Raw genomic sequence first — 25,934 nt, 5'->3', positions numbered from 1 at the left:
GGCTAGTCAGCCCGCGTGCCGCTCGATCCACGACGCACAAGATCCTTCTGACGCTTGGCGCATTCAATGGCCCGGATGCCGTCTGACGCAATGAACGGTGCGATGCCGTCTGCTTCAGGGAAGGCCAGCCCATTGATCACAGCGGCCAACTGGTCAGCGTCACGGTCCTTCGCATAGCGGTTCCAGCTTTCAGTGTCTCCGCGCTGATGCCCTGCTATTTGCGCCATCACCCGTTCTGGAGTGCCTAGACGTTCGGTTGCGGTCAGGAACGTGTGTCGGAACGAGTGAAACGTCTTCATTCCGTTGCGTTCGATGCCGAGCGTTCGTCCCAAGAATCGTTCATTGAACCAAGAACTTGCTGGCTTCCCATACCCCTTCACCGCATCTCGTTTGAGTTCCGGGAATAGACGGGCATAGCCCGCTTTGCGAAGCGTCTGCACGTATTCCGGCAGACCGAGTTGGACGAGCCTGTTATGTAGCGGGACGACGCGCAGCGCATTGATCGTCTTGAGGGATTTGTCGCCCTCGTCAACCTTGTCGGGCCCCATGAGGTTGAAATCGAGATACCACGCGCCGCCTTCCGTCTGGTGGATGTCCGATAGGTATAACTGGCAGAGTTCGTTGATTCGTCCGCCAGTGAATAGACCGAGCAAGGGCAGCCAGTAGTAGTGTGGACGCCAAGTGGTCCAACCCGTCCGGTTGAACGAACCGGCACCGGTAGCAAACCAGTCCTGCGCGAAGATCAACGACAACTCCTGCGAGGTAAATGCGTGTCGCTCGTCCTGAGCGCGCGGCGCATTGAACCGCCCATCGCCACGCTTGTAGTCTGATGCGGGGTTGAACCGCAGCATGTGCTTGCGCTCGCCGAATGCGAGGATCTCGCTAAGGCGTCCAATGTGCCCCTTGATCGTCGCTTCCCGCTTGAGTTCAAGTCCTTCGCGTTCCGCAATGCGGATTAAGTCGTCGAGCGAGTCGGTTCCGAACCGGCGCTTGGCTAGATAGATGTCGGGAGGTAACTGCGCCAAGCGGCTGGCGTATTGGTCGATGGTCTCCAGTTCGATTTCGCCGAGTTCCGGGTCGCCCATGAGGTCGCGAAAAAGACGTGCTTCTGTTGTCATGCGCCGGGTTTGATCCTCGCCCCACGTGCGACTTCGTGCGTAAAGCTCGAACAGGTCCCAGAATCGTTTCTTGCCATGTTTGGCCGTGATCGGATCGAATACGACCGGCGTTGGTTCAATGCGCGCCGGCAACCCGGTTGGGGCGGCGCCAACGGTCGCTGACGGGCTTGGGACGGGCAATGCAGCTATGGACGCGCTCGAAATGATCGACAGCGGTGGCAAGGCGACAGTGGAGGCAGGGCTGAGTGATGCAACCAGCCGGGCGCGAACCTTCGTGACGGCCGTTTTGTAAACGATGCAACGAGCGAGGTCGATGGCTATCGGGTCCTCAAGAAAGATGGCCGCCGACTTGCCGTCTCGGAACACACCTTCGTGTGCCGCCCCGGCGGTGATGACCTGTTGCAGCGTGGCCCGGCCATCGAGGACGCGCACGGTTCCGGTGTGGACGGTTCGCTCGCCGTTGATCTCCACCTCGTTCCAGATGAATTCGCCGCCGAAGTCCCGGTCCAGGTCGTTGAGCACTGGCACCCGCCAGCAGGATTGCCCGTGAAGGTGCGTGAAGACATGCGCGCCATCGTTGAGCAGTTCATTCGCCAGCGATTCCGCCTGCATACCGACGGTCCGGGCAGCCTCGACAATGGGAACCATGCCCTCGCCGTCAAGCAACGGGTTTCCTGCCCGCAGTTTTTCGATGTCCAACGTCATGAAGTGCCCGCGCCAATGCGACTGAATCTGATGGGCGACGAGTTTAGCGGCTTCCCAATCCCGGAGTCGCGTGGACGCGTGAATTTCGTTCTTGCCGACTGCTGCGCGCAACCGTTTCGGGACGACGAGACGAACGACGTAGATGCCGCTGGGGCGACGATAGAGGCAGGAGGTTTGAGCCACCGTAGGAGACCACTGTAGTAGTGGTGCGGCGAAGCTCGTGAGACACGCACATAACCCAGCGGAATCAAGGGGCTAAGTGGTGTGTGGAGCGGGCGATGGGAATCGAACCCACGTCATCAGCTTGGGAAGCTGAGGTAATGGCCATTATACGACGCCCGCAGAACGCGTAATTCTACAGGGTTTGCCGGTGGTGATGCAAGCGAGGCGGTTTGGCCGCTCGCAAACGGGCCTCGCGTGTCCCGTTGGCTGCTGGTCCAGATGCGCCGGTTGCGCGGCAGGCACCCTTGCACCCCGGGGGCGCGAATGCCAATCCCCCTAATGTCGAATGGAACGCCGCCGCCCACCCGCGGCGCGGTGTCGGGGTTAGACGAGTCGGTGTCGGAAGCATACAAGCCCCGGTCGCGCTTTCGAACTAACGTGACAGGCCTCTTACCCGATTTTGTCTGGAGCCGACATGTCCGATTTCATCACCGTCCTGCGCGAAACCTGCCCGACCCCGGTCCTTGACGCGACCAAGTGGAAGCGCATCGGCGGCGATCCGCACACCGTGAACCTCAACGCGTACCTGTCCAAGGACGGCAGCAAGATCATGGGCACCTGGATCTGCACGCCGGGCAAGTTCGAGGTGAACTACGAGAAATGGGAGTACTGCCACTTCCTCGACGGCTACTGCATCATCACGCCGGAAGGCGAGAAGGCGGTGCACCTGAAGGCCGGCGACGTGTTCGTGATCGAACCCGGCATGAAGGGCACGTGGGAAGTGGTGGAGACGGTGCGCAAGTACTTCGTGTTCGCCTGAACGGGAACGGCCTCGCAGGTTCAACTGACGCATATCGTCGCGGTCGCGATACTCTCGCGATTCGCGGCGTTCTCTCGTCCCGGCCCCTGCATGCGGCAAATGCAGCAGGGGCCGTGCACGCATCAAACGATTCGACGATTTCACCGCATCGCCGCACCCGTGAACCGGGTTTTGAGCCGGGATCGCAAGCGCGCGACGCCGGCCGGCTCAATAAAACTCGTCGCGATTCGGGAACAGCTCGCCCAGTGACGTTTCGCGCTGCGCCGGGTCCGATAGTGCACTCGAGGCGACGGGTGCCTGACGTTCGCGATACGCGCTCGGCGACAAGCGGCCGCGTAAATGTGCCGAATTCTGGAGGAGGTGCGAGCGTCTGGATGGCGGTTTGAATCGACCGGCCACGCATTCGACAACCGATGCGATTTAAATTCGAGTGTGGAGACTGCGGATGAATTTCGCCCGCAGCAGCGGCCGTTCCGCGAGCGCTGCCGGCGGACGCGCGTGGTGTTACGCGATCCTCGGCAGAAGAAGAGTGATCGGCGAGCGGATGACCCGGTTGCAGCCGATCGAGAAGCTCACTGCGCAATGCTGAGTGCCTTCTCGATCGCGGCAATCAGCTTGAATGCATCGTCGCGGCCGATCAGCAGGCCGCGACTCGTGTACTCGCAGCCGAACGCGTAGAAGCTCGGCAGAAGCGTGACTGCATCGTTCTGTCGATCGAAATCGACTTCGCATTTCGTCAACGGAAAAAATGCAGGGTCTTCGACGGGCGGCTGGTACACGATCTTCTCCTAGTACAGCTTGCGCGGCGGCAGCAGCCGCTTTGCTCGCAGGCGTTGTCTTGCGACGGCACTCGCTTTCTTTCGCTTGCGCTCCGTCGTCGGCTTTTCATAGCCGGTGCGACTGCGCAATTCCTTGATCAAGCCCGTCTTCTCGATGTCTCGCCGGAAGCGCCGCAGCGCGACATCGACAGGTTCGTTGGGCTTGAGAATGATGGTGGTCATGTAGATCCTGTTCTGAAACTGCGTAAGAAAAGAGCTAGCCGAGCCGCGTCATGACGGCGCTCGCTATCTCGTCGGATTCGAATTCCGAGTATCCGGCGCCGAGCGACAGCGCGCGTACGGCGGCGAACATCTGCAACTCGGGCTGGTGGCGCAACGCCGAACCGTCGAGGCCATTGGACGGCACGCCGTCGGCCCACGTGACTTCGTGCCGTCTGATCAGGCCGATGAGTTCATCGATAATCATTTCGTGCTCCGGATCGAATGGTGGGAGAGCGGGCGAAACAGCAAGTGTCAGTGCGTATCGGCGAAGAGTAGTTGTGTGCCGTGATCGCCGTCGATGATCTCCTCCGCATAGCGAAGAGAAGCGCGGCGTGCATCGCCCGCCGAGATGAACGGCGCGTTGTCGCGCAACCGGAACGTTTCGCTGCGTGTCAGCGTGTCGGCGGTGCCGCGCAGACAGATCTTCACGGCCGCGTCGAAACCGCTTTCGTAATTGTGCGCGTTGCCGTTCTGCGATGAAGCGTGCGGATAAATCAGCGGATAGATTTCGAAGCCACGATACAGATGCATGCTCATGATGGACTCCTGGTTCGATCGCGACGAATCGCGCAGACGAACGCAACCGACCGGTATCACCGCAGCGCGGTGCGACGGGACAGGTGAAAGGGGCGGCAATGCGTGCGGATGAAGACGCGACGCAACGAGGGCGCAGATGGCGGGGCGAGGGGTCGATGAAATGACGCGTTCTCGGACGAATTGATCATACGCGCTTCGCGTCGGAAGTCCATCTTATTCTCGGTCGTGCCGACGATGTTTGACGTCCGTCTTCGCGGTGTTCGTTGCACATTGCGTACGACGAAATGGTCGTCGGTACGCCGACGATATGCGGCACTCGAGGGACGTCGAACGATGTCGCGTGATTTCATGGGCGTGTGTCGATCAGCGCGAGAAGGCCATCATGCAAGCGATCGGCCTCGATCGGTGCCGTCGTCTTCAACACGCGTCGATCGCGAAGCGCATCTCGACGCGAGCGCTCTTTCGGTCAGCCGAGCGCGTGTACGCCGATCAGCAGCAACGCGCCGACGACGATCAGCAGCAGCGCGTGGATGCGCGTGACCATCACGCACACCGTCGATGCAACCGCGATCGCCTTCGCGGGCCAACCGCCGTCGAGCGCCTGCAGCAGCACCCACACCGACGCGACGATCATGCCGGCCGCGACCGGGCGCAGGCCGGCCTCGAGCGCGATCTGCCAGCGCGCGCCCTGATGCCGTCGCCACAGGTGCGCGACGCCGTAGATGAGGAACGCGGGCGGCCCGAACAACGCGAGCGTCGCGATCACCGCGCCCCAGAAGCCCGCGACCTGCCAGCCGATCAGCGTCGCGAGCAACGAGCCGGGGCCCGGCGCCATCCGCGCGATCGCGAAGTCGTTCACGAACTGCGTGGCTGTCATCCAGTGATGGACGTCGACGACCTGGCGCTGGATGTCGGCGATGATCGCTTGCCCGCCGCCGATCGTCGCGATCGACAGCGGCGCGAACACGCCGAAGAGCGCGGCGTAGCTCGATGTGGCGTTCATCGGTCGTCGCTCCCCGTGGAGGAGGGCGCCGCACGGCGATATTCGAGCGCAACGCTCAGCGTGCCGCCGATCAGCACGGTCCACACGAGCGGCCAGTGCAGCACGGCCACCGATACGAACGTGAGCGTCATCACCGCGAAGGGCAGCACGCGACGCGGCAGCCGGCGCACCGCGGTGATCGCCATCGAGATCGACAGCCCGATCGCGGCGGCGGCCGCGCCGGCGAGCGCGACGTGCGTGAGCGTAAAGCGCGTGAGAGTCGAGAACGCGACGCCGAACAGCACGATCAGCACGGCCGGCGGCGCGATGATGCCGATGAAGCCGGCCACCGCGCCGCGCCATCCGGCCAGCCGGTAGCCGATCCAGATCGCGAGATTCTTCACGTTGACGCCCGGCAGCGCCTGCGACAGCGCGAGCCCGTTGAGGAACGCTTCCTCGTCGATCCAGCGCCGCTCGTGCACGAAGTCGCGCAACATGCGCCCGCTGAGCCCGCCGCCGAAGCTGGTCAGGCCGATCTGCGCGAACGCGATGAACAGCGCGAGGACGCCGGGCACGGGCGGATCGCCGTCGGGCGGCGCGGACGAAGTCGGAGTGGTGGGCGGAAGCATCGGACGGGCTGGCGCAACGGTTGGGCAATGGCCGATGGTAGCAAGCGGTGCCTGTCAGCCCGCTGACATCGGCGCTGGGAGGTTGTGTGCGCAACGATCTGGAGCGCGACGCTGTCGTGTCGCGAGCGCGAGTCCGTTGTCGGTGGAAGCAGGTACTAGGCACGCACGACGGTCACGCCCGCCGCCTCGATCGGCTCGGTCAGCGCCGCATCGGTTTCCCGTTCGACCACGATGGTGTGCGCGAGCGCAAGCTCGCCGATCACGAACTGCGACGCCGCGCGCAGTTTCGACTGCGAGGCCAGCACGACCGTCTCGCCCGCGCGCTCGGCGAGCGCACGCTTGATCGCCGCCTCCTCGAAATCGCCGGTGCTCAGCCCCGCGACCGGATGAACGCCGGTGACGCCCATGAAATACAGGTCTGCGTGGATGCGCGCGATGCCTTCCATCGCCGCGGCGCCGACCGACACGATCGAATGCTTGTACAGCCGTCCGCCGATCAGGATCACGTCGATCGACGGATGCGCGGCCAGCGCGACCGCGACGCTCGGGCTGTGCGTGACGATCGTCGCGCGCAGCTCGGGCGGCAACTGGCTGACGAGCAGCGCCGATGTCGTACCGCCGTCGACGATCGCGACCTGCCCGGGCGCGATCATTTGTGCGGCCCGGCGCGCGATGCGCCGCTTTTCCTCGGGTTCGAGCGCCTCGCGCTGCGCGAACGGCGCGATGGCCGGCGACGCCGGCAGCGCCCCGCCGTGCACGCGTTGTAGCAGGCCCTCGGCTGCCAGCTCGCGCAGGTCGCGGCGGATCGTGTCTTCGGACACGCCGAATTGCGCGCTGAGTTCGGCGGCGAGCACCTGGCCGTCGCGCGCGAGCGCATCGAGGATCACCTTCTTGCGTTGGGTCGTCAGCATCGGGATTGCACGAAATTTCTTGAAATTGCACGAATGTGCACGTTACCATGCGTGCCGTCACTTGTCGAATGGGAGGCCGCCATGGCCGCAACGCGGGACCGCGTCCGCATCGTCGATACGACGGTGCTGTCCGATGACTGGTATGTGCTGAACAAGGTGACGTTCGATTTCCTGCGCCGCGACGGCACGTGGCAGCGCCTGAGCCGCGAAACCTACGATCGCGGCAACGGCGCGACCATCCTGCTGCGCAACGCCGCGACGGGCGACGTGCTGCTCACGCGGCAGTTCCGGATGCCGGCGTTCGTCAACGGGCACGACGGGATGCTGCTCGAAGCCGCCGCCGGCCTGCTCGACGATGCGACGCCCGACGCGCGCATTCGCGCGGAAGCCGAAGAGGAAACCGGCTATCGCGTGCGCGGCGTGCGCAAGGTGTTCGAGGCGTTCATGAGCCCGGGTTCGGTCACGGAGAAGCTGCATTTCTTCGTCGGCGAATACGATGCATCGTTGCGCACGGGCGACGGGGGCGGCATCGCCGACGAGGGCGAGGATCTCGAAGTCGTCGAGATGCCGCTGCAGGCGGCGCTGGATGCCGTCGAGCGCGGCGAGATCGTCGACGCGAAGACGATCATGCTGCTGCAGTACGTCGCGCTGCGGGAGTCCGCGGGCGCGCGCGCCGCGACCGTGTGACGAAGCCGCGGCACGGCGCTCGAACAGGCGTATGATCGCGCGACGCCATTCGCGCACCCCGTTCGACGCTACCGCAGCTCCATCATGCCGCTCTCCGATTCCACCCATTCCGGCGCTTGCACCGACGGCAGCGCCGCCACGCAATTGCCCGCCGAACTGATCGCGTCCGCCGTCGACGCGCTCGCGCGCGCCGATGCGCTGCTCGTGACGGCCGGCGCGGGCATCGGCGTCGATTCCGGACTGCCGGACTTTCGCGGCACGGACGGCTTCTGGCGTGCGTATCCGGCGCTGCGTCACGAGCGTTTCGAGTTTCACGAGATCGCGTCGCCGCAGGCGTTTCGTGCGCATCCGCACCTCGCGTGGGGATTCTATGGACACCGACTCGGCCTTTACCGGGACACCGTCCCGCATGCGGGCTTCGCGATCCTGCGGCGCTGGATCGACGCGATGCCCAAGGGCGGCTTCGTGCTGACGAGCAACGTCGACGGCCAGTTCCAGAAGGCCGGTTTCGATCCGGCGCGGATCGTCGAAATCCATGGCTCGATTCATGCGATGCAGTGCCTGCGCCCGTGCTCGGACGACACGTGGAGCGCGGCGCCATTTGCGCCGGACGTCGACGCCGCCACGTGCCGGCTGGTCGGCGAGCTGCCGCGCTGCCCGCGTTGCGGCGGCCTCGCGCGGCCGAACATCCTGATGTTCGGCGACCGGGGCTGGCTCGGCGCGCACTACGAAGCGCAGGAGCGCGCGCTGGACAGCTGGGTCGCGCAGGCGGGGCGGGTGACCGTCGTCGAGATCGGCGCGGGCACCGCGATTCCGACGGTGCGCATGTTGAGCGAACGCGTCGGCGCCGACGTGATCCGGATCAACGCACGCGAAGCCCATGCGCGCCGCGCGGACGTGATCGGGCTGAAGGGCGGTGCGCTCGCGACGCTCGCCGCGCTCGATGCGGCGTGGCAGCGCGAATGAACCGGCCCGCGGCGCGGCGGGCGCTGTTGCGCGCACGGTCGTTGCCGGCGCGCCGCGAATCCGCATACAGTTCAGCCAGTGCCGACCGTGCGTGCGCCGTGTGCGTCCGCGCACCGGCATTGCCCCCGGACGACCGGGGCCGGCGGCTGAACCCAGCCGCATGACCGACCGGGAGCGCCCGTGTTCTATTCGATCGTCGCGATCTTCGTCGGCGCCGGGCTCGGCGCGTTGCTGCGCTGGTTTCTGAGCCTCGCGCTCAACGCGTTCTTTCCCGCCGTGCCGCTCGGCACGCTCGCCGCGAACCTGATCGGCGGCTATGTGATCGGCATCGCTGCCGTCGTCTTCACGACCCGCGTCGGGCTGCCGCCCGAGTGGCGGCTGTTCGTGATCACGGGTTTCCTCGGCGGGCTCACGACGTTCTCGACGTATTCGGTCGAAGTGATGACGCACGCGGTGCAGGGCGAATTCGGATGGGCGTTTGCGGTGGCTGCCCTACACTTGACTGGATCGTTCACGCTGACGGCGCTCGGCATGTGGACCGCGCGCGCGTGGTTCGCGGCCGCGTGAGCGCGCCGGCACCGGAGGAGGCGATGGACAGGATTTTCTTGCGCTTCTACGTGCACGAGCATGATCGGCTGCACTGGAAGCCGCTGTGGGAATACTTGCTCGAGGAAGCGAACCGGATGGGTGTCGCGGGCGGTTCCGCGTTTCGCGCGATGGCCGGCTTCGGCCGGCATCGCGTGCTGCACGAGGACCGTTTTTTCGAACTGCAGGGGTCGCTCGCGATCGAGGTCGAATTCATCGTCACCGAAGACGAAGCGCAGCAGTTGCTCGAGCGGCTGTCGCGGGAGAAGGTGCGCGTGTGCTACGCGATGATCCCGGCGCGCTTCGGCGTGATCGACACGCTCGACGCACCGCCGGCGCAGGGGCCGGCGGCGTGAGCCGCGATCAGATGCCGAACATCGTCAGCGACACGGCGGCGCGCGTGACGATCATCAGCAGCACCTGCACGATCACGAACAGCAGGATCGGCGACAGGTCGATGCCGCCGAGGTTCGGGATCACGCGGCGTAGCGGGTTCAGGAACGGCGCGGTGAGCTGATAGAGGATCGGCATTGCCGGCGAGCGCGGGTTGAGCCACGACAGCAGCGCCATCAGGATCGTCATCCAGATCACGAGATTGAGCGCCCATTTCACGACGGTGAGCAGCGCAACCACGACGAGCGTCGCGATCACCGACGCCGGATCGAAGCCGGCCATCACGACCATCAGCACCACGTAGACGAGCGCGGTGAGCAGCGCGGCGACGACGCTTGCCCAGTCGATGCCGCGCACGCCCGCGATCACGCGCCGCAGCGGCAGCACGAGCCAGTTGGTCGCCTGCAGCACGGCCTGCGTGACGGGGTTGTACGGCGGCACGCGGACGGCCTGCATCCAGACGCGCAGGATCAGCGCGGCGCCGAACAGCGTGAAGAGGGTATTGAGCAGAAAACGGGCGATCTCGCCGAACATCGTTGGCATCCTTTTTATACGGTCGGGTAGCGTGCGGCCGCCAACGCCGGATGGCGGCGCATCGGCCGACACCTTATCACGCCTCGTCTTGCGACGGGGAGCGGTGCCCGATCGTGCGCGCGAGCGACGTTTCGACGGCCTCGGCGAGCGCCGGCAGCGATGCCGGCGGCGCGGCGCGTTTCGCCGCGAGCGCGACCGCGCGGCGGGTCATCAGCGCATACAGCGTCGCGTGATCGCCGCCGCGCGCCTCGAGCAACGCGAGCTGGCGCTCGACGATGCCGGTGTCGCCGCGCGAGACGGGGCCGGCGAGTGCATTCGCGAGGCCCTTGTCGCGCGCGGTCTCGATCGTGCCGGCGAGCATCGGCAGCAGCGCGCGCAGCGCGGCCTGCTCGTCGAAGCCGACGCCGCGCCACAGCTCGACCGCTTCCGACAGCCCGCACAGCGCGAAGCTCGCCGCGTAGTGCGCGGCCGCGTGATAGAGCATCCGGCCGCCGGCCGGAATCGACAGCGGATGGCAACCCAGCGCGGCGGCAAGTCGCAGCAGCGTCGCGTGCAGCGCGCCGTCGGCTTCGATCGTGACGGAGCAGCCGTCGATGCGGGCGAGGTCGGCGTCCGTGCCGCCGAACAGGTAGAGCGGATGGAAGCCGCCGGTGGCCGCGCCTTGCCGTTTCGCCGGATCGAGCAGGTCGACCGACGATGCGCCGCTGCAGTGGACGAGCGCCTGGCCGGCCGCGCGCGACGCGTCGAAACGCAGCGCCGCGGCGGCCGCCGCGAGATGGTCGTCCGGAACGGTCACGAAGATCAGGTCGGCGGCGTCGACGACCTGCTGCGGCGTGTCGACTGCCCGGCAGCCGTCGATCTCCGCGGCGAGCGCCGCGGCCGATCCGGCCGTGCGGCTCGCGATCGCGGCGACCGGAAAGCCGGCCTGTGCGAAACGTCGTGCGACGCAGCGCGCGAGGCGGCCGGCGCCGATGAAACCGAGGCGGGATGTATCGGAAAGGGACATGGCGGGTCACGAACCGGAAACGGGGCAGCCGCCAGTATCGCAGGAATGGTGAAGCGGCCATAAAACGGCGGCTCCGGGGCCGGTGCGCGGCGCTCGAGGTTGGTCCGCGCGATACGTTCGCGCCGCGGTTCGTGGATCGGCATCACGGCCGAATCAAGGCCGAATCAAGGCCAAATCAAGGCCCTTTATCCGGCCCCGAATCAGGCTGCGCGCCGCGTCCGCCTTGAATTGTGGGCGGCTTGTCTCGAATTTGTAATCGTTCATTACTGACGCGCCCGCGTGCCATGCACCGGTTCCGGTAAGACTGACCGGCCGGCGTGTCGCGATCCCGCTGGTCGGACGGAATCGCACGTCCGGCAAGGCTTGCAGCGAATGTGCAGCCCCGCTCGGCGGCCCGGCCGCCACCGCGCGCAATTGCAATTTGCAACAAATGCGGGATACGCGCGGGGCGGGTTTTCGCTACATTGCATCCATGCGACGTGCACGCCCGCCGTTGCCGACCGGAGCGCATAAATTACCGCTCCAGCAGGAGAATCGAAGTGAAAAAGTTCATTCCGTTCATCGCCGCCGCCGCGCTGGGCCTGGGTGCCGCAAGCGCCGCGCAGGCCCACGTGTCGATCGGGGTCGGCATCGGTGTCCCGGTCGCACCCGCTTATCCGGTGTACGCACCGCCGCCGCCGGTGTACTACGCGCCGCCGCCTCCGCCGGTCTATTACGCACCGGCGCCGGCCTACTATGCGCCGCCTGCGGTGGTCGTCGGTGGCTACTACGGTCGCCCGTACTGGCACCATGGTTATGGCGGCTGGGGCCACCACGGCTACTGGCGTCGCTGATTCGTCCCGCGCGGCCTGACCGCGCGTGGCAAAACGGCGCAACGTCCCGTGAGGGGCGCTGCGCCGTTTTTCATTGCGGCGGCCGTCCGGTGCCGTGGCCGGCGACGCAGCGCGGCGGCGATTACACCGCGTGCACGATCAGGTCGCGATAGCCGCCGACGATCACGCTGTACGAGAAATACGCGAACAGCAGCGCGGACGCCACGTGGCATGCGCGCATCATCCCCGCGCCCGCGCGTTTGCGGCCCTGGCTCGCGAGCGTGCACATGAAGAGCGTCCATGCGAGACCGCCGAGGAAGAAGCCGGACAGGAACACCGACGCCGTCGCGGGCGTCGTCGCACCCGCTTTCGCGATCAGCGCGCCGCCGACCGCCGCGAACCACAGGATCGCGCTCGGCGACGACATCGCGAGCAGCATGCCGCGCATGAAGCTGCGCCGGGCGCTGGCGCGCGGCTGCGGCGCATCTTCCGCATCGCCGTCGCTGGCCGCTCCGGCCGGCGCGAGCGCTTCGCGCGCCATCTTCCACGTGAGGAACAGCAGCACCGCGCCGCCGCCGATCCATACGATCCAGCGCACGGCCTCGAACTGCAGCAGCACGGCCATCCCGGCGAGCGCGAGCGCCGCGTAGACGAGATCGCCGACGCACGAGCCGACGCCGAGCCAGAAGCCCGGCCGGAAGCCGTGCGACAGCGTCAGCGACAGCATCGCGACGTTGACGAGACCGATGTCGAGACACAGCGACAGCGACAGGAAAAAACCATCGGACAGCATCGAGGCGGGGGGAAAGCTCATCGTCGTTCTTGTTGGTGCGTTCAGTGCGCGGGCCGTCGAGGGCCGGCCACGCGGGCTTACAGTCCGATCTCCTGCCAGAGCTTGTCGACGCGCGCCTTCACGGCGGCGTCCATCTCGATCGGGCGGCCCCATTCGCGGTTCGTCTCGCCGGGCCACTTGTTGGTCGCGTCGAGCCCCATCTTCGAGCCGAGGCCGGCGACGGGCGACGCGAAATCGAGATAGTCGATCGGCGTGCTGTCGACCATCACCGTGTCGCGTACCGGGTCGACGCGCGTCGTGATCGCCCAGATCACCTCGTTCCAGTCGCGGATATTCACGTCCTCGTCGACGACCACGATGAACTTCGTATACATGAACTGCCGCAGGAAGCTCCACACGCCGAACATCACGCGCTTCGCGTGGCCCGCGTAGCTCTTCTTCATCTGGACGATGGCCATCCGGTAGCTGCAGCCTTCCGGCGGCAGATAGAAGTCGGTGATCTCCGCGAACTGCTTCTGCAGCAGCGGCACGAACACTTCGTTGAGCGCGACGCCGAGCACGGCCGGCTCGTCGGGCGGCTTGCCCGTATAGGTCGAGTGATAGATCGCATCGCGGCGCATCGTGATGCGCTCGACGGTGAACACCGGAAACCATTCCTGTTCGTTGTAGTAGCCGGTGTGGTCGCCGTACGGGCCTTCGAGCGCATGCTCGTACGCGGCGGATGCGTTGCCGGACGGACGCGGCGGCGCGCCGGCCGGCGCAGCGGCGGGCGTGCCTTCCTGCGGATGGATGAAGCCTTCGAGCACGATCTCCGCGCGTGCAGGCACCTGCAGCGTGTCGACGCCGGGCGTCAGGCACTTCGCGAGCTCCGTGCGGCTGCCGCGCAGCAGGCCGGCGAACTGATACTCGGACAGCGAATCGGGCACGGGCGTCACGGCGCCCAGCGTCGTGGCCGGATCCGCGCCGAGCACGACCGCGACCGGATACGGCTTGCCCGGGTTCTTCAGCGCGAATTCGCGGAAGTCGAGTGCGCCGCCGCGATGGGCGAGCCAGCGCATGATCAGCTTGTTGCGGCCGATCAGCTGCTGGCGATAGATACCGAGGTTCTGGCGGGACTTGTTCGGGCCGCGCGTGACGGTCAGCCCCCACGTGACGAGCGGCCCCGCATCGCCCGGCCAGCAGGTCTGGATCGGCAGCTTGTTCAGGTCGACGTCGGCGCCTTCCCAGACGATCTCCTGGCACGGCGGCGACGACACCGATTTCGGCGCCATGTCCCAGACGGCCTTCGCGAGCGACAGCAGCTTGCCGGCGTCCTTCAGGCTCTTCGGCGGATCCGGCTCCTTCAGCGCGGACAGCAGCCGCCCGAGATCGCGCAGCGAGCCGAGCGCGGCCTCGTCGCCCGCATCGACGCCCATCCCGAGCGCGACGCGGCGCGGCGTGCCGAACAGGTTGCCGAGCACCGGAAATGCGTTGCCGGGCGGCGCGTTGAACAGCAGTGCCGGGCCGCCGGCGCGCAGTACGCGGTCGCACAGCTCGGTCATTTCGAGCACGGGCGACACCGGTTGCGTGACGCGCCGCAGCTCGCCGAGCGCCTCGAGGCGCTGAATGAAATCGCGTAAGTCTTTGTATTTCATGAAAAAGGTCCGGACCACCCCGATGACGGGCGGCAATGGGCGGGCGCAGCGGCCGGCTGCGGCCCGGAATCGACCGACGATTTTACCCGCGGTGCCGCGCACACGTCGGGCACAGAAAAAAGTGGACCGCGCGCAAAGCCGCTACGGCAGGGGGACTGACGTTCTGAAGGGTGATTCAAAATTACTTTTTGTTATAGATTTGACTTTTTATAGTGTTGACGATCTATAAAACCCTGCTAGAATCCGCTCACATTGGCTGCAGGGTAAACGGCTTCGAGCCGCCAATCACCGATCTTTGACGCAGCGCGTCACCGTCCGCCGAAACCTGCACGGCGTATCGACGGCCTTGTAGTAGTCCCAGCCAGCGCCACCAGACGCTGGTTTTTTGCGTGAGTGCCATCGCGTATGCCCGCCTCGCCCATTGTGCGAAGGTGCCGGCCGTCTTACAGCCTGGCCTCGAACGGTCTTAACCGTTTCTCCGATGCCTGCGCGTCCCAACCAAGGCGTGCGGCGTCGTGATTCCGCGGCGCGTATTCTGTCTCGCCACCGAGCTGAGCGAGCCGCACGAGTCATGTTCATGGGAGATGATCTGAATGAACGCTTGGTTATCGTGGCGTCCCAATGAGCAGCATGCGCAGTTCGTGCGCGGTGTGCTGCGTCGTGGGACGCGTGTCAGTCACCATCTATTCAGCGTCGTCGGCTGTTTCGCTGTCGCGGTTGCGCTTGCCCTGTGGCTGTTGCCGACCGTACGCGGTTCGCTCGCGGCGAAGCTGATGCCGGTCGTGTCCGCGGCCGTGCAGGCCGGCCCGGCCCGTCTGCTGACCGGCCACCCGCTGCCGAACTTCGCGCCCGCCGGCGTGCAGCCCCAGCAGGACGATCCGCCCGAAACGGATGCGCTCGCAGTCGGCCTCGACGTCGCAGCGGAACCCGCCGCGCAAAACGACGCGTCCGATTCGGCCCGCAACGGCCCGTCGCCGGTTGCGCTGGCGAAGCGGATTCCGGCCCAGCGGGTCCCGGTCGATGCGCGCGACGATCGTGCGCTCGCGTCGAACCGCGAACAGGCGCTCGTCGCGACCTACCTGTCGCGCCGTTATCGCGTCGCTCAGGAGCCGGTCGGCCAGCTCGTCAAGGCGGCATTCCAGACCGGCCACGACGTCGGCCTCGATCCGCTGCTGCTGCTGTCCGTGATGGCGATCGAATCGGGCTTCAACCCGTACGCGGAAAGCGGCGTCGGCGCACAAGGCCTGATGCAGGTGATGTCGAAGGTCCATTCCGACAAATTCGAATATTTCGGCGGTACCGACACGGCCCTGCAGCCGCTCGCGAATCTGCAGGTCGGCGCGCTCGTGCTGAAGGACTGCATCGCACGCGGCGGCTCGCTCGCGACCGGCCTGCGTCTATATAACGGTTCGACGAACCCCGACGACACCGCATACGGCGCGAAGGTCATGGCCGAGCGTGGCCGCCTGCGCGACGTCGCGCACGGCCGCCGCGTGCCGCTCAATGCGCCGCAGGCGCCGGTCCAGTCGTCGAAGCCGATCGTGACCGCGGCCGTGACGGCAGCGGCAGGCGGCGCGAAGCGCATGCATGCGACGCTCGACTCGGCCCAGCCGCTCGCCGCGAAGGGCGCCGCTGCGCCGAAGGGCGCGCCGCAGCAGGACGACGCGAGCGTCGATACCGCGAAGCAGGCGCACGGCGATCATTCGGAGCTGGGCGCGTAACGCCACGCAGCGCCGGCTGGACGACACAGCAGAAAGGCACCCGATTCGGGTGCCTTTCTTTTTTGCGCGTGCCGCAGGACGGCATGCCGGCCGCGATGGCCGCGCTGCGGACCCCGCGTCAGCGCTGTCCGAACAGCGTCGCGAGCCGCTTGACGGCCTCTTCGAGACGCGAGTACGCCGTCGCATAGGACAGCCGGATATAGTCGTGCGGCGCATGCACGCCGAAATCCATGCCCGGCACCAGCACGACGCCTGCGTCGTGCAGCATCGCGTGCGTGAGCGCCGCACTGTCGCCTGCCGCCGGGTGGGCGACGCCGCCGCACTTCGCATAGACATAGAACGCGCCGTCCGGCATCACGGGCACCGTGAAGCCGAGCCGCTCCAGCGCCGGCGCGATGAAGTCGCGGCGCCGCTTGAATTCGAGGCGGCGCGCTTCGTAGATCTCGAGCGTCGACGGTTCGAAGCAGGCGAGCGCCGCGTGCTGCGCGAGCGCGGAAGGGCAGATGAACAGGTTCTGCGACAGCTTTTCGAACGTGCCGACGAGCGCCGGCGGCACGACCAGCCAGCCGAGCCGCCAGCCGGTCATGCTGAAGTATTTCGAGAAGCTGTTCACGGTGACGACGTCGTCGCCGTACGACAGCGCTGACACCGGCGCCGCATCGTAGCTGAGCCCCTGGTAGATCTCGTCGACGATCGTGAAGCCGCCGCGTGCGCGCACGGCTTCGACGATCCGCTTGAGCTCGTCCGGTTCGAGCGACGTGCCGGTCGGGTTCGACGGCGACGCGAGCAGCACGCCGCGCGTGCGGTCGTTCCAGTGCGTGCGGACGTCGTTCTCGGTGAGCTGGAAGCGCGCGTCCGGGCCGCTCGGCACGAGCACCGGGCGCCCTTCGGCTGCCGCGACGAAGTGCCGGTTGCACGGATACGACGGGTCGGGCATCAGCACCTCGTCGTCGCGGCCGACGAGCGCGAGGCATGCGAGCAGCAGCGCGGCCGACGCGCCGGCCGTCACGACGATCCGCTCGGGGCTGATCGTGAGGCCGTAGGCGCGCGCATAGTGCGCGGCGATCGCTTCGCGCAGCGGCGCGATGCCGAGCGCGCTCGTGTACTGCGTGACGCCGCGGCGCAGCGCGGCCGCGGCCGCCTCGACGACGGGCTCCGGCGCGGTGAAGTCCGGCTCGCCGATCCCCATGTGGATAACATCGCGTCCGGAGGACTCGAGTTGCTGTGCCTCCTTCATCAGTTCCATCACGTAGAAGGGCTGGATCGCGTCGACGCGTGCGGCGAGCGTGATGAGCGAATCGGCGGTGGTATTCATGGGTCGGGCGGGGCGGAGAGCGAGGGAAAACGAAAAACGGGCGCTTGCGCGCCCGTCCCACTACGGAATCAGCCGTTGCGGCGTGCCTGCGTTTCAGCGGGGCGCAGCTTCGCGGCGAGCTTGTCGAGCACGCCGTTGACGTACTTGTAGCCGTCGGAGCCGCCGAACGTCTTCGCGAGTTCGACTGCTTCGTTGATGATCACGCGATACGGCGTTTCGACATGGTGCGTGAGCTCGAACGTCGCGATCAGCAGCACGGCGCGTTCGACCGGCGACAGCTGGTCGACCGGGCGGTCGAGCGACGGCGTGAGGGCTTCGACGAGCGTTGCGTGCTCGCGGATCACGCCATGCAGGATCGCGTCGAGCAGCTCCTTGTCGGCCTTGTCGTAACCGAGCGCGCCGCGCAGTTGCGCGTCGATCTCGCCGGAGGACGCGTTCGACAGCAGCCACTGATACAGGCCCTGCGTCGCCAGCTCGCGCGATTGTCGGCGGGCGCTCTTCTTCATGCGCGCTCCTCTTCTTCGTCGTCTTCCTCGTCTTCGTCCTCATCGTCGCCGAGCTGGTCGAGGGCCATCGTCAGGTTGGCCATCTCGACGGCGACGCGTGCGGCGTCACGACCCTTTTCGGTCATGCGCGCGACGGCCTGCTCGTCGTTTTCGGTCGTCAGGACCGCGTTCGCGATCGGCAGGTTGAAGTCGAGGCCGATGCGGGTGATGCCCGCGCCGCTTTCGTTCGACACGAGTTCGAAGTGGTACGTCTCGCCGCGGATCACCGCGCCGAGCGCGATCAGTGCGTCGAACTGGCCGCTTTCGGCGAGCTTTTGCAGCGCCAGCGGGATTTCCAGCGCGCCGGGCACCGACACGAGCAGCACGTCTTCACCGGCGACGCCGAGGCGCTCGAGTTCTTCGACGCATGCATCGGCGAGGCCGTTGCAGACGGGTTCGTTGAAGCGGGATTGCACGATGCCGATACGCAGGCCGTCGCCTTCGAGATTCGGTTGGTATTGTCCGATTTCCATGATCTGGTCCGTGGTGTGGATGAACGGTTATAGGGCGAAAGCGCCGTGGCGGGTTACGCGTGGGACGCCGGGCAGGACTTGGCTTCTGCGCCGGGCATCGGGATGAAGCCCGTGACTTCGAGGCCGTAGCCGGACATGCTGCCCAGCTTGCGCGGATTCGACAGCACCTGCATCTTGCCGACGCCGACATCGCGCAGGATCTGCGCGCCGATGCCGAACGTCTTGAAATCGACCGGCCGGCGCTTGAGCGCAGCCGCTTTTTCTTCCTCGTCGAACGCCTTGAAGACGTCGATCAGGTGTTCCTTCGTGTCGCCGCAGTTGAGCAGCACGATCACGCCGAGATCGCGTTGCGCGATGTCGCGCATCGCGGCGTCGAGCGTCCACGAGTGGGTCGAGATGCCTGTCTCGAGCAGATCGAGCACCGACAGCGGCTCGTGCACGCGCACCGGGGTATCGAGGTCGGGCGACGGCGTGCCGCGCACGAGCGCGATGTGCGGCGAGCCGCTCGGCTGGTCGCGGTACAGCACTGCACGGAATTCGCCGTGCGCGGTTTGCATCGTACGCTCGGCGATCCGCTCGATGATCGATTCGGTGCGGCTGCGGTACTGGATCAGGTCGGCGATCGTGCCGATCTTCAGACCGTGCTCCTTCGCGAACTCGAGCAGGTCGGGCAGGCGCGCCATCGTGCCGTCGTCCTTGATGACCTCGCAGATCACCGCGGCGGGCGTGAGGCCGGCGAGCGCGGTGAAGTCGCAGCCGGCCTCGGTGTGGCCGGCGCGCACGAGCACGCCGCCCGGCTGCGCCATGATCGGGAACACGTGGCCCGGCTGCACGATGTGCTCGGGGCGCACGTCGTGCGCGACTGCCGTGGCGATCGTGTGCGCACGGTCGGCCGCCGAGATGCCGGTCGTCACGCCTTCGGCCGCTTCGATGCTGACCGTGAAGGCGGTGCCGTACTGGGTGCCGTTGCGATAGGTCATCAGTGGCAGGTGCAGCTGCTTGCAGCGTTCCTGCGTCAACGTCAGACAAATGAGGCCGCGGCCGTACTTGGCCATGAAGTTGATCGCTTCCGGCGTGACGAATTCGGCGGCGATCACGAGATCGCCTTCGTTTTCGCGGTCTTCTTCGTCGACCAGGATCACCATCCGGCCGGCTTTCAACTCCGCGATGATGTCGAGCGTGGAGGCGAGCGTCATAAGGGGGCGAGAAAGAGGAAAGTGCGTATTTTACGCCAGCCGGACGGCGTTTCGGCTGGCACGGGGTGCGCGCGGCCGGCGAGCGCGCCGCGAAGCGGTGCGACCGGCCTCCGGCACGGGCGTGGTCGGGCTGTCGCGGCCTGCCCGCGCAAGCGGGCAGCCACGAGCCGGGCCGGGCCCGGGCGGTGCGTCACGCGTGCTCGTTGCGGCCGCCGAGATAGTCCAGCTTGCCGAGTTCGACGCCGCTGTGGCGCAGGATGTCGTACGCGGTCGTCACGTGGAAGAAGAAGTTGGGCAGCACGAAGTTCAGCAGGTACGACTGGCCGGTGAATTCGATCGGGCCGACGCGCATCTTGAGCACGATCTGGCGCGTTTCGCTGCCGTCGATCTGCGCGGCGTCGAAACCCTTCAGATAGTCGATCGTTTTCTGGATGCGCGCGTGCAGCTCGTCGAACGTCTGCTCGACGTCCGGATAGCTCGGGATGTCGGTGCCGGCGAGCCGCGCGGCGCAGCCCTTGGCCGTGTCGGTCGCGATGTAGACCTGACGGACGAGCGGCAGCATGTCCGGATAGAGGCGCGCGCCGATGAACACCGACGGGTCGATCTGCTTCTCGGCCGCGTGCGCCTGCGCCTTGCCGAGGATGTGCTGCAGGTTGGTGAGACCGCGGATCAGGACGGGCAGCGAAGCCTGGTACATCGAGATGGACATGGGGACGACTCCTTGTGGAAGAGGGCAGGGCACCGTGCGTTGCGACGTTCAAACTGCTGTCGACGCATCTTAGCGCGACGGCACCGCGCGTGCGCACCGTTGGCCATCCGGCCGATGGCGCTGGATAGCCGCTGCGTACGGGCGCTATCCGATCACGCGCGCCGCAGCCATTCGAGCATCCGGCGGTACCGATCCGCGATATTGGCAGGCGATTGCGACACGTGGTCGGCGGGCCGCGAGGGGCAGATGCCGGAGCGTCCGAGGAACGTCGCCGCCAACAGCCGGCGCGCGGCTTAGCAAAAGCCGCGGCCGTTCAGGACTGGCGGTCAGCCGCCGTCGCGACGCGTACGGCGCGATCAGTCCTGATGCACACCCTGCGACGCCGACAGCATCCTTTCGACATACCGCGCAATCATGTTGAGTCTGGCGGGGAAACGCTTGGCCTGCAAGCCGAGGGCGTTGCCGATGCGTGTGTATACTGTCAGAAATACCGTCGCCTAGTCGTGATTGTAGCGAGATTGCGATGGGTGCCATGAGACGCTTCACAAGATGCACGGTGTCTTGCTTCACTCGGTCTGCACCGAGGGCGATGACTACTCCCGTCGCTCACCGTTTTGGCTCCCACATATATCCAGCTTTCGTCAACCGGGTAACCCAGGCGCCGCGTTTTCCGTGCTCTGCCATCAGTCGTACAAGCCGACGTCGAAATGTCGCATCGCGTTTGATTCCTGCATAAGCTTCGGCAAGATCCTGCAGCGCCCGGAAAGCTTGGTCGTAGGACGATCCTGAGCCTCGTTGGAGCTTTGAATCGATGACGGACCAGGCGCTGTCTTCGTCTTCAAGGAGTGACGTAAGGTAGCGTGAGCGCTCTGCTTTGCGTCGCGCCTCAGCGGCGTCGCAGGCCTCGCGTTCCCGTTGTTCCCGAACGCCACGATGAAAGCTGGCCCGGGCTGCAATTTCACTTATACATCGGGGTTTTGGGTGTACGACGCGATTGGGCACCCGCGCCTGCTCCCACGCGAGGAAGCCGCGCCGAAGAGTACGTTCGGCTTCCTGACTTTCCCCTTCGAGCAGCGTGCGCAGCACAGCCCGCATTTCATCTTCCGTCAACTCGGATAGCCAAGGATCGAATCGGCCCGTATCGTCGGACCCGGCAGCCGGTGGAGAGCTCGTTTCTGCCGCGGCGGCGAGCCAGTCCGGATCGAGCATCAGGAATTCAGCAAGGGCATTCTGCGCAGGCGTCAGTGTCTTGAGTCCGTCTGGCAATGGCGGTTCACGGTCATCGTCGCGCAACTCGCCATTGCCTACCCGGGCTAGCCAGCCGAGATAAAGCGGACGTGTATCGCCTCTGAGCAGTTCATCGCGGATGGGCAGCAGCCGTGCCATCCACCCTGCGCCGTCAGCTTCTTCCGAAAAGCGAAGGTGTTCTCCGGAGTCGTCGTTGAACCACCAGTCGAGGAGGCAATGTTCGCCAGTGTCGATGGCATCGAACGCCTTTGCTGCAAATTGCGACCGAGTCCCGCGCCGCTTGCGACCGGTGTAATCGTGTAGCGACCGAGCATTGAATATTGCCCGCGGCAGTCGCAACAGAAGGCGGCAGCTCCCCCAGTTGGCGCAATAGACATGCGCGTCGAAATAGCGCTCTACCCATTCGAGCGGATTGCCTTTGAGGTTGCCCCAGTGATATTCATTGACGAAGCTCGAGGCCGTGATCGTCGCCCGCGTGGAGCGGCTTCGCAACTCAGCCTGCTGTTGACCGGTAAGCGGTCTGTCGATTGCGGCAAATTCGTAGTATTGGTATTCGCTCACGTTTCAATCTTCATTTCGGGGGCGGCAGTTGCCGTGCCAGGTTGTGGCTCGCAGAACTTTCCTGCCGTTGACCGGCCACTACAGAAGCCGATGGGTCGGGTTAGTGTGTTCCACCCGATATCCCATTGCGCGATAACCTGCCTGGCGCTTGTCCCACATCCGAAGCAAGCCCGGATGTCCTGTGTCGACGAAATCGAGGATACGAACATCGGCTTTCGTTGCGTGCTCTCGGTGCAGCCTTCCAGCGTATTGCTGAAGCGTCCCTTTCCACGAGATGGGCATTGCGAGTACGAGCGTATCAAGCGGGGGATGGTCGAAGCCTTCGCCCACAAGCTTGCCGGTTGCCAGAACCACTCGCGGAGCATCTGCCCGCAACGCTTCGAGTTCGGCGATTACGAGATTTCGTTGTTTCTTCGACATGCGCCCATGCAGTGTGAAAATCTTCCCGACTTTTCCGGTCAGAACTTGTTCGATGGCCGCGACGTGTTCGGTGCGCTCGGTGAGAACGAGAACCTTGCGCCCGCTGGAAAGCGCACCGACCACCTCATCCCCGATGGCGGCCGTCCGGTGCGGATCGGTAGCGACATGCCGGAATACATCCTGAATACCTGCTTCGGCGGGTAGGTCAATCGTCGCAGACTGGATTCGGGGAATGACCTCAAGGTCGTGTGGTGCGGTGTCTGGCCGCGAGGCAGTATGGCGGATAGGTCCGCACTGCATGAATATGATCGGATGTTGGCCGTCTCTGCGGATTGGTGTCGCAGTCAGCCCGAGTACATATTTCGGTCGAGCCCGCTTCAGCAATCCTTCGAATGAGACTGCGGAGAGGTGGTGGCATTCGTCCACGATCACATGCCCGTACTGCTCGATCAGCTCACTCGTGTCCCCACGGCGTGAGAGCGACTGCATGACGGCAATATCGATTCTTCCGCTGGGCTTCGCCTTTCCGCCTCCAATCGTTCCGACAACGCCTTTGCCGACACCGAGAAATGCCTGTAGTCGCTCCTGCCATTGCCGAAGTAGCTCGGTTCGGTGCACAAGGACTAATGTGTTAACACCGCGTCGAGCGATCAGGGCTGCCGCGGTCACTGTTTTGCCAAACGCGGTTGGCGCGCATAGCACCCCGGTATCGTGCCGAAGCATCGCCGTGACAGCCTCTTCCTGATCGGCTCGTAACGTACCTGAAAAGGCGACATCAAGGGGTTTGCCCGAAAACCGCTCGTCGTGAAGTTCGCACTTAATTCTGTTGTCACGAAGCAACTTGCAGGCGGCGTCGAGACATCCGCGCGGCAACGCGATGTGCTTCGGATGGTTTTCCGCACAGCCGATAATTCGTGGTTTGTCCCAGACAGGGAAGCGCATGGCCTGGGCCTTAAAAAATTCGGGATTTGGAAAGGCGGCGAGGCGGACCAGCCGGTTTAGCAGAGGCTGGGGGAGGCATGTTTTCTCGAAATAGAGGAGATTGGCTGCGGTGACAGAGAGCGAAGCCGGCATCGGACCCGGTAGTGTGTCTTGCTGGCTTTTGCGGCCTTTCCACGGTTTCGCTTGGTCCTCCTCGGCGATGAAGGTTACGTCGAGAGGATGCGTGCCACCCGTAGCGTCCATAATGGCCTGCTCGACGGAGTTGGTCGCCATCGACTGGAGCGATGCCAGGTAGGCCCACTGGTCGGTGTAGGGTTGGAAGTCCTCGTCGACGAAAATGCTGCAATTCTGCTCGCGAGGCGTCTTTTGCAGCGGAAGTGCAATTAGATTGCCGAAGCCACCCTTCGGCATCGTGTCTTGATTGGGGAAGAGGCGGTCGTAGGATGCTAGCTTCAATTGCCGGGTTCGCGCGCATGTGTGGCTGATGATCGCGGTGCCTAAGCGTCGCGCATCCCGTGCTGGTACGGCTGATCGGAAGAAAATCCAGACGTGCGCGCCATTGCCGGATCGTGAGATTTCCAGCGCGGCTGGTATGCCTAGCTCAGTACATGACGATCTGAAAGCCTGGGCATCTTCCCGCCAGTCGGCGTCATCGAAATCGACGGCAATAAAATGACAGGTATCGTCAGCCAGCAGGGGGTAGACGCCGATCGTGTGCCTGCCAGCAAGGTGGTCATAGACGATCTCGTCGGACAACGGTATCAGGAGGCGGTGGCCACAGTCGGAGCATTTGATCCGGGGTTTCTCACAAATACCGGGTCTCCACTCGTTGGCACAAGCGGGTGAGTAGCCTGATTTGCCAGCCTTACTTTGCCATCTGACCGGATAAACGTCGGTACGCCCTTGAAACAGCCGGCGAAACAAAGCGACTTTCTCGTCCGTGCTAAGCCGGGACGCCCCGGACGGCTGCAGGGCTACTGGCTCGGCCTGGGCCAACGAACCTTCTAAGTCGATGCCGTGCGCATCTAGCATGGCCCGGAGCCGCGCGTTTTCAGCGCGCAAATACTTCAGCTCGCCAGTTTCCGATGTCGCGTCGCGAAGGTTGCGGACACCTTTCTGTCCCTGAACACCAACTGTGGGGGCGCGGTTCAATCCTTGTCCTTCGAGCAATTACTATATAATGAAAATTATATAGCGAGGAGGGCATCATGCTTACATTCAAGGTAACAACGGTCGGGGCTTCGGCTGGCTTCATCCTTACCAAGGAGGCGATGGCGCGGCTCAAGGTGCAGAAGGGCGACACCGTATACTTGACCGAGGCGCCCGAAGGCGGCTACCGGATTACGCCGTACAACCCGGATTTTGAACGCCAGATGAAGCTGGCGGAAGAGATCATGCACGATGACCGCGACATTTTGCGGGCACTGGCTAAATGACTGAATGGCGCTGGGTCCGTGCGGATCTAACCTACGCAATCCACGATCGCCAGCTTGCTGAGCATGGCGGGCTTGATGGCGTGCGTGACAAAGGCGCGGTGGAGTCGGCACTGGCGCGGCCGCAGAATCTCGATGTCTATGCAAGTGCGGACGCGGCGGCGCTGGCCGCTGCGTATGCCTATGGGTTAGCGCGGAACCACGGCTTTACAGACGGCAACAAGAGAACCGCCTGGGTCGTTGCGCGCCTTTTCCTGGCAGACAATGGCTATCGGCTGAAGTTTGACCCGGCCGATGCCGTCAGGACCATGGAAACGGTTGCTGCTGGTGCGCTCGACGAAGCCGCCCTGGCAGAGTGGTTCCGCCAGCGGATCGCCGAGTAAGTCGGCGAGCAATCACATTCCAAACTCGCGCTGGTTGAACCAATTACGAGCGTCCCATAAGCGACGTCGATGACAGCATCCTTTCGACATACCGCGCAATCATGTCGACTTCGAGATTGACCTTGTCGCCAACCTTTACGTGCCGCAGCGTCGTGACGTCGACCGTATGCGGAATCAGGTTGATCGAGAATTCGCAGCCGTCCGCGCGATCGTCGACCGTGTTGACCGTCAGGCTCACGCCGTTGACCGTGATCGAACCCTTGTACGCGAGATAGCGGCCGAGCTCGCGCGGCGCGACGATCCGCAGTTCGTGCGATTCGCCGATCGGCGCGAAGCGCGTCACGGTGCCGAGGCCGTCGACGTGGCCCGACACGATGTGCCCGCCGAGCCGGTCGTGCGCGCGCAGCGCCTTCTCGAGGTTCACTTCGCCCGGTTGCGCGAGGCCGACCGTGCGGTTCAGGCTTTCGCGCGACACGTCGACGTCGAAGCCGGTGGCGGTCTTTTCGATCACCGTCATGCACGCGCCCTGGATCGCGATGCTGTCGCCGAGCGCGACATCGGCGAGGTCGAGGCCGCCCGCCTGCACGGTCAGGCGCACGCCCGCGTCGGCCGACGCGCCCAGCGGATTGATCGATTCGATGCGGCCGACGGCCGCGACAATTCCGGTAAACATC

At 65.1% G+C, this 25,934-nt stretch carries 29 protein-coding genes and 1 tRNA gene; 9 read left to right on the top strand and 21 right to left on the bottom strand.

What is annotated here, in order from left to right; all coding sequences use genetic code 11:
* Positions 1-2 precede the first annotated feature (2 nt).
* Both O1Q03_RS24085 and O1Q03_RS24080 read right to left on the bottom strand, forming a co-directional pair.
* On the bottom strand, positions 3-2,006 hold the full coding sequence (locus O1Q03_RS24085; RefSeq protein WP_269506522.1) for a site-specific integrase: 2,004 nt from the start codon (positions 2,004-2,006) through the stop codon (positions 3-5).
* Positions 2,007-2,090: 84 nt separating this feature from the next.
* Positions 2,091-2,165: transfer RNA gene (locus O1Q03_RS24080), tRNA-Gly, on the bottom strand.
* Between the two features lie 295 nt (positions 2,166-2,460).
* On the opposite strand from O1Q03_RS24080, the gene O1Q03_RS24075 reads away from it, so the two are divergent.
* Entirely contained in the window at positions 2,461-2,805 is a 345-nt protein-coding gene (locus O1Q03_RS24075) for a cupin domain-containing protein (RefSeq protein WP_089439410.1), read from the top strand.
* Between the two features lie 572 nt (positions 2,806-3,377).
* On the opposite strand, the gene O1Q03_RS24070 is transcribed toward O1Q03_RS24075, so the two are convergent.
* From O1Q03_RS24070 to O1Q03_RS24040, 7 genes are all read right to left on the bottom strand, one after another.
* Entirely contained in the window at positions 3,378-3,584 is a 207-nt protein-coding gene (locus O1Q03_RS24070; RefSeq protein ID WP_269506521.1) for a hypothetical protein, read from the bottom strand.
* A 9-nt stretch (positions 3,585-3,593) separates the two neighbouring features.
* Positions 3,594-3,806 carry a 30S ribosomal protein S21 gene (rpsU, locus tag O1Q03_RS24065; RefSeq protein ID WP_269506520.1) on the bottom strand — a complete coding sequence of 71 codons (213 nt, stop codon included), beginning with the start codon at positions 3,804-3,806 and terminating at the stop codon, positions 3,594-3,596.
* 34 nt (positions 3,807-3,840) lie between these two features.
* Positions 3,841-4,050, bottom strand: coding sequence for a hypothetical protein (locus tag O1Q03_RS24060; protein WP_269506519.1), 210 nt, complete (start codon positions 4,048-4,050; stop codon positions 3,841-3,843).
* Positions 4,051-4,097: 47 nt separating this feature from the next.
* Positions 4,098-4,382, bottom strand: a complete 285-nt coding sequence (locus O1Q03_RS24055; protein ID WP_269506518.1) for a hypothetical protein — start codon at positions 4,380-4,382, stop codon at positions 4,098-4,100.
* A 466-nt stretch (positions 4,383-4,848) separates the two neighbouring features.
* Entirely contained in the window at positions 4,849-5,385 is a 537-nt protein-coding gene (locus tag O1Q03_RS24050) for a chromate transporter (RefSeq protein WP_269506517.1), read from the bottom strand.
* Entirely contained in the window at positions 5,382-5,993 is a 612-nt protein-coding gene (locus tag O1Q03_RS24045) for a chromate transporter (protein ID WP_269506516.1), read from the bottom strand. The genes O1Q03_RS24050 and O1Q03_RS24045 overlap by 4 nt, the downstream gene beginning before the upstream one ends.
* A gap of 155 nt (positions 5,994-6,148) precedes the next feature.
* Positions 6,149-6,904 (bottom strand): DeoR/GlpR family DNA-binding transcription regulator, encoded by a 756-nt coding sequence (locus tag O1Q03_RS24040; RefSeq protein ID WP_269506515.1) that lies wholly within the window; start codon positions 6,902-6,904, stop codon positions 6,149-6,151.
* A gap of 81 nt (positions 6,905-6,985) precedes the next feature.
* Between O1Q03_RS24040 and O1Q03_RS24035 the strand changes: the two genes are divergently transcribed.
* The 4 genes from O1Q03_RS24035 (at position 6,986) to O1Q03_RS24020 (ending at position 9,498) form a co-directional block, all read left to right on the top strand.
* Complete coding sequence (locus O1Q03_RS24035) at positions 6,986-7,591, top strand: NUDIX domain-containing protein (protein ID WP_269506514.1); 606 nt, start codon at positions 6,986-6,988, stop codon at positions 7,589-7,591.
* A gap of 84 nt (positions 7,592-7,675) precedes the next feature.
* The gene (locus tag O1Q03_RS24030) at positions 7,676-8,557 is read left to right on the top strand and encodes an SIR2 family NAD-dependent protein deacylase (RefSeq protein ID WP_269506513.1); all 882 of its coding nucleotides are present in this window, start codon (positions 7,676-7,678) and stop codon (positions 8,555-8,557) included.
* Between the two features lie 180 nt (positions 8,558-8,737).
* On the top strand, positions 8,738-9,124 hold the full coding sequence (gene crcB, locus O1Q03_RS24025; protein ID WP_098549502.1) for a fluoride efflux transporter CrcB: 387 nt from the start codon (positions 8,738-8,740) through the stop codon (positions 9,122-9,124).
* A 23-nt stretch (positions 9,125-9,147) separates the two neighbouring features.
* A complete protein-coding gene (locus O1Q03_RS24020) occupies positions 9,148-9,498 on the top strand; it encodes a DUF190 domain-containing protein (RefSeq protein ID WP_269506512.1) in 351 nt (116 codons plus the stop codon).
* A gap of 7 nt (positions 9,499-9,505) precedes the next feature.
* On the opposite strand, the gene O1Q03_RS24015 is transcribed toward O1Q03_RS24020, so the two are convergent.
* Together O1Q03_RS24015 and O1Q03_RS24010 are read right to left on the bottom strand one after the other, a co-directional pair.
* Complete coding sequence (locus tag O1Q03_RS24015) at positions 9,506-10,069, bottom strand: YggT family protein (RefSeq protein WP_124496850.1); 564 nt, start codon at positions 10,067-10,069, stop codon at positions 9,506-9,508.
* A 76-nt stretch (positions 10,070-10,145) separates the two neighbouring features.
* Positions 10,146-11,075, bottom strand: coding sequence for a Rossmann-like and DUF2520 domain-containing protein (locus O1Q03_RS24010; RefSeq protein WP_269506511.1), 930 nt, complete (start codon positions 11,073-11,075; stop codon positions 10,146-10,148).
* Between the two features lie 539 nt (positions 11,076-11,614).
* Between O1Q03_RS24010 and O1Q03_RS24005 the strand changes: the two genes are divergently transcribed.
* A complete protein-coding gene (locus tag O1Q03_RS24005) occupies positions 11,615-11,908 on the top strand; it encodes a hypothetical protein (RefSeq protein ID WP_269506510.1) in 294 nt (97 codons plus the stop codon).
* A 121-nt stretch (positions 11,909-12,029) separates the two neighbouring features.
* Here O1Q03_RS24005 and O1Q03_RS24000 read toward each other — a convergent pair whose 3' ends face one another.
* Both O1Q03_RS24000 and O1Q03_RS23995 read right to left on the bottom strand, forming a co-directional pair.
* Positions 12,030-12,701: a LysE family translocator gene (locus tag O1Q03_RS24000; RefSeq protein WP_269506509.1), complete on the bottom strand. Its 672-nt coding sequence runs from the start codon at positions 12,699-12,701 to the stop codon at positions 12,030-12,032.
* 56 nt (positions 12,702-12,757) lie between these two features.
* Positions 12,758-14,314 carry a UbiD family decarboxylase gene (locus tag O1Q03_RS23995; protein WP_269506508.1) on the bottom strand — a complete coding sequence of 519 codons (1,557 nt, stop codon included), beginning with the start codon at positions 14,312-14,314 and terminating at the stop codon, positions 12,758-12,760.
* A 593-nt stretch (positions 14,315-14,907) separates the two neighbouring features.
* Between O1Q03_RS23995 and O1Q03_RS23990 the strand changes: the two genes are divergently transcribed.
* Positions 14,908-16,035, top strand: coding sequence for a lytic transglycosylase domain-containing protein (locus O1Q03_RS23990; protein ID WP_269506507.1), 1,128 nt, complete (start codon positions 14,908-14,910; stop codon positions 16,033-16,035).
* Positions 16,036-16,153: 118 nt separating this feature from the next.
* On the opposite strand, the gene O1Q03_RS23985 is transcribed toward O1Q03_RS23990, so the two are convergent.
* The 7 genes from O1Q03_RS23985 to O1Q03_RS23955 form a co-directional block, all read right to left on the bottom strand.
* The gene (locus tag O1Q03_RS23985) at positions 16,154-17,350 is read right to left on the bottom strand and encodes a pyridoxal phosphate-dependent aminotransferase (RefSeq protein WP_269506506.1); all 1,197 of its coding nucleotides are present in this window, start codon (positions 17,348-17,350) and stop codon (positions 16,154-16,156) included.
* Positions 17,351-17,418: 68 nt separating this feature from the next.
* Positions 17,419-17,856 (bottom strand): transcription antitermination factor NusB, encoded by a 438-nt coding sequence (gene nusB / locus O1Q03_RS23980; RefSeq protein WP_014897817.1) that lies wholly within the window; start codon positions 17,854-17,856, stop codon positions 17,419-17,421.
* Entirely contained in the window at positions 17,853-18,368 is a 516-nt protein-coding gene (ribH, locus tag O1Q03_RS23975; protein WP_269506505.1) for a 6,7-dimethyl-8-ribityllumazine synthase, read from the bottom strand. Before ribH ends, nusB begins: the two co-directional genes overlap by 4 nt.
* A 53-nt stretch (positions 18,369-18,421) precedes the next feature.
* Positions 18,422-19,564 carry a bifunctional 3,4-dihydroxy-2-butanone-4-phosphate synthase/GTP cyclohydrolase II gene (gene ribBA / locus O1Q03_RS23970; protein WP_269506504.1) on the bottom strand — a complete coding sequence of 381 codons (1,143 nt, stop codon included), beginning with the start codon at positions 19,562-19,564 and terminating at the stop codon, positions 18,422-18,424.
* Between the two features lie 190 nt (positions 19,565-19,754).
* Complete coding sequence (locus tag O1Q03_RS23965; RefSeq protein ID WP_175720516.1) at positions 19,755-20,273, bottom strand: DUF1993 domain-containing protein; 519 nt, start codon at positions 20,271-20,273, stop codon at positions 19,755-19,757.
* Positions 20,274-20,879: 606 nt separating this feature from the next.
* Entirely contained in the window at positions 20,880-22,082 is a 1,203-nt protein-coding gene (locus O1Q03_RS23960) for a hypothetical protein (protein ID WP_269506503.1), read from the bottom strand.
* A gap of 78 nt (positions 22,083-22,160) precedes the next feature.
* Positions 22,161-24,596: a TOTE conflict system archaeo-eukaryotic primase domain-containing protein gene (locus O1Q03_RS23955; RefSeq protein WP_332112548.1), complete on the bottom strand. Its 2,436-nt coding sequence runs from the start codon at positions 24,594-24,596 to the stop codon at positions 22,161-22,163.
* Positions 24,597-24,652: 56 nt separating this feature from the next.
* Between O1Q03_RS23955 and O1Q03_RS23950 the strand changes: the two genes are divergently transcribed.
* Together O1Q03_RS23950 and O1Q03_RS23945 are read left to right on the top strand one after the other, a co-directional pair.
* Entirely contained in the window at positions 24,653-24,880 is a 228-nt protein-coding gene (locus O1Q03_RS23950) for a transcriptional regulator (RefSeq protein ID WP_009889671.1), read from the top strand.
* Positions 24,877-25,260 (top strand): type II toxin-antitoxin system death-on-curing family toxin, encoded by a 384-nt coding sequence (locus O1Q03_RS23945; protein ID WP_269506502.1) that lies wholly within the window; start codon positions 24,877-24,879, stop codon positions 25,258-25,260. Before O1Q03_RS23950 ends, O1Q03_RS23945 begins: the two co-directional genes overlap by 4 nt.
* Before the next feature lie 43 nt (positions 25,261-25,303).
* Here the strand turns inward: O1Q03_RS23945 and O1Q03_RS23940 are convergent, their stop codons facing one another.
* Positions 25,304-25,933, bottom strand: coding sequence for a riboflavin synthase (locus O1Q03_RS23940; protein ID WP_269506501.1), 630 nt, complete (start codon positions 25,931-25,933; stop codon positions 25,304-25,306).
* Position 25,934: the final 1 nt, after the last annotated feature.

Source organism: Burkholderia sp. IMCC1007 (genome assembly GCF_027257875.1).
Classification (GTDB): Bacteria; Pseudomonadota; Gammaproteobacteria; order Burkholderiales; family Burkholderiaceae; genus Burkholderia.
Note: the sequence above shows the minus strand (reverse complement) of the source record. Positions and strands in the feature narration are given on the sequence as shown.

Excerpts from the sequence above, each read along its gene's own strand:
- O1Q03_RS24075 (WP_089439410.1), top strand. The coding sequence starts at position 2,461 with ATGTCCGATTTCATCACCGTCCTGCGCGAAACCTGCCCGACCCCGGTC.
- rpsU (WP_269506520.1), bottom strand. The coding sequence starts at position 3,806 with ATGACCACCATCATTCTCAAGCCCAACGAACCTGTCGATGTCGCGCTG.
- O1Q03_RS24060 (WP_269506519.1), bottom strand. The coding sequence starts at position 4,050 with ATGATTATCGATGAACTCATCGGCCTGATCAGACGGCACGAAGTCACG.
- O1Q03_RS24055 (WP_269506518.1), bottom strand. The coding sequence starts at position 4,382 with ATGAGCATGCATCTGTATCGTGGCTTCGAAATCTATCCGCTGATTTAT.
- O1Q03_RS24050 (WP_269506517.1), bottom strand. The coding sequence starts at position 5,385 with ATGAACGCCACATCGAGCTACGCCGCGCTCTTCGGCGTGTTCGCGCCG.
- O1Q03_RS24045 (WP_269506516.1), bottom strand. The coding sequence starts at position 5,993 with ATGCTTCCGCCCACCACTCCGACTTCGTCCGCGCCGCCCGACGGCGAT.
- O1Q03_RS24040 (WP_269506515.1), bottom strand. The coding sequence starts at position 6,904 with ATGCTGACGACCCAACGCAAGAAGGTGATCCTCGATGCGCTCGCGCGC.
- O1Q03_RS24035 (WP_269506514.1), top strand. The coding sequence starts at position 6,986 with ATGGCCGCAACGCGGGACCGCGTCCGCATCGTCGATACGACGGTGCTG.
- O1Q03_RS24030 (WP_269506513.1), top strand. The coding sequence starts at position 7,676 with ATGCCGCTCTCCGATTCCACCCATTCCGGCGCTTGCACCGACGGCAGC.
- O1Q03_RS24020 (WP_269506512.1), top strand. The coding sequence starts at position 9,148 with ATGGACAGGATTTTCTTGCGCTTCTACGTGCACGAGCATGATCGGCTG.
- O1Q03_RS24015 (WP_124496850.1), bottom strand. The coding sequence starts at position 10,069 with ATGTTCGGCGAGATCGCCCGTTTTCTGCTCAATACCCTCTTCACGCTG.
- O1Q03_RS24010 (WP_269506511.1), bottom strand. The coding sequence starts at position 11,075 with ATGTCCCTTTCCGATACATCCCGCCTCGGTTTCATCGGCGCCGGCCGC.
- O1Q03_RS24000 (WP_269506509.1), bottom strand. The coding sequence starts at position 12,701 with ATGAGCTTTCCCCCCGCCTCGATGCTGTCCGATGGTTTTTTCCTGTCG.
- O1Q03_RS23995 (WP_269506508.1), bottom strand. The coding sequence starts at position 14,314 with ATGAAATACAAAGACTTACGCGATTTCATTCAGCGCCTCGAGGCGCTC.
- O1Q03_RS23990 (WP_269506507.1), top strand. The coding sequence starts at position 14,908 with ATGAACGCTTGGTTATCGTGGCGTCCCAATGAGCAGCATGCGCAGTTC.
- O1Q03_RS23985 (WP_269506506.1), bottom strand. The coding sequence starts at position 17,350 with ATGAATACCACCGCCGATTCGCTCATCACGCTCGCCGCACGCGTCGAC.
- nusB (WP_014897817.1), bottom strand. The coding sequence starts at position 17,856 with ATGAAGAAGAGCGCCCGCCGACAATCGCGCGAGCTGGCGACGCAGGGC.
- ribH (WP_269506505.1), bottom strand. The coding sequence starts at position 18,368 with ATGGAAATCGGACAATACCAACCGAATCTCGAAGGCGACGGCCTGCGT.
- ribBA (WP_269506504.1), bottom strand. The coding sequence starts at position 19,564 with ATGACGCTCGCCTCCACGCTCGACATCATCGCGGAGTTGAAAGCCGGC.
- O1Q03_RS23965 (WP_175720516.1), bottom strand. The coding sequence starts at position 20,273 with ATGTCCATCTCGATGTACCAGGCTTCGCTGCCCGTCCTGATCCGCGGT.
- O1Q03_RS23950 (WP_009889671.1), top strand. The coding sequence starts at position 24,653 with ATGCTTACATTCAAGGTAACAACGGTCGGGGCTTCGGCTGGCTTCATC.
- O1Q03_RS23945 (WP_269506502.1), top strand. The coding sequence starts at position 24,877 with ATGACTGAATGGCGCTGGGTCCGTGCGGATCTAACCTACGCAATCCAC.
- O1Q03_RS23940 (WP_269506501.1), bottom strand. The coding sequence starts at position 25,933 with ATGTTTACCGGAATTGTCGCGGCCGTCGGCCGCATCGAATCGATCAAT.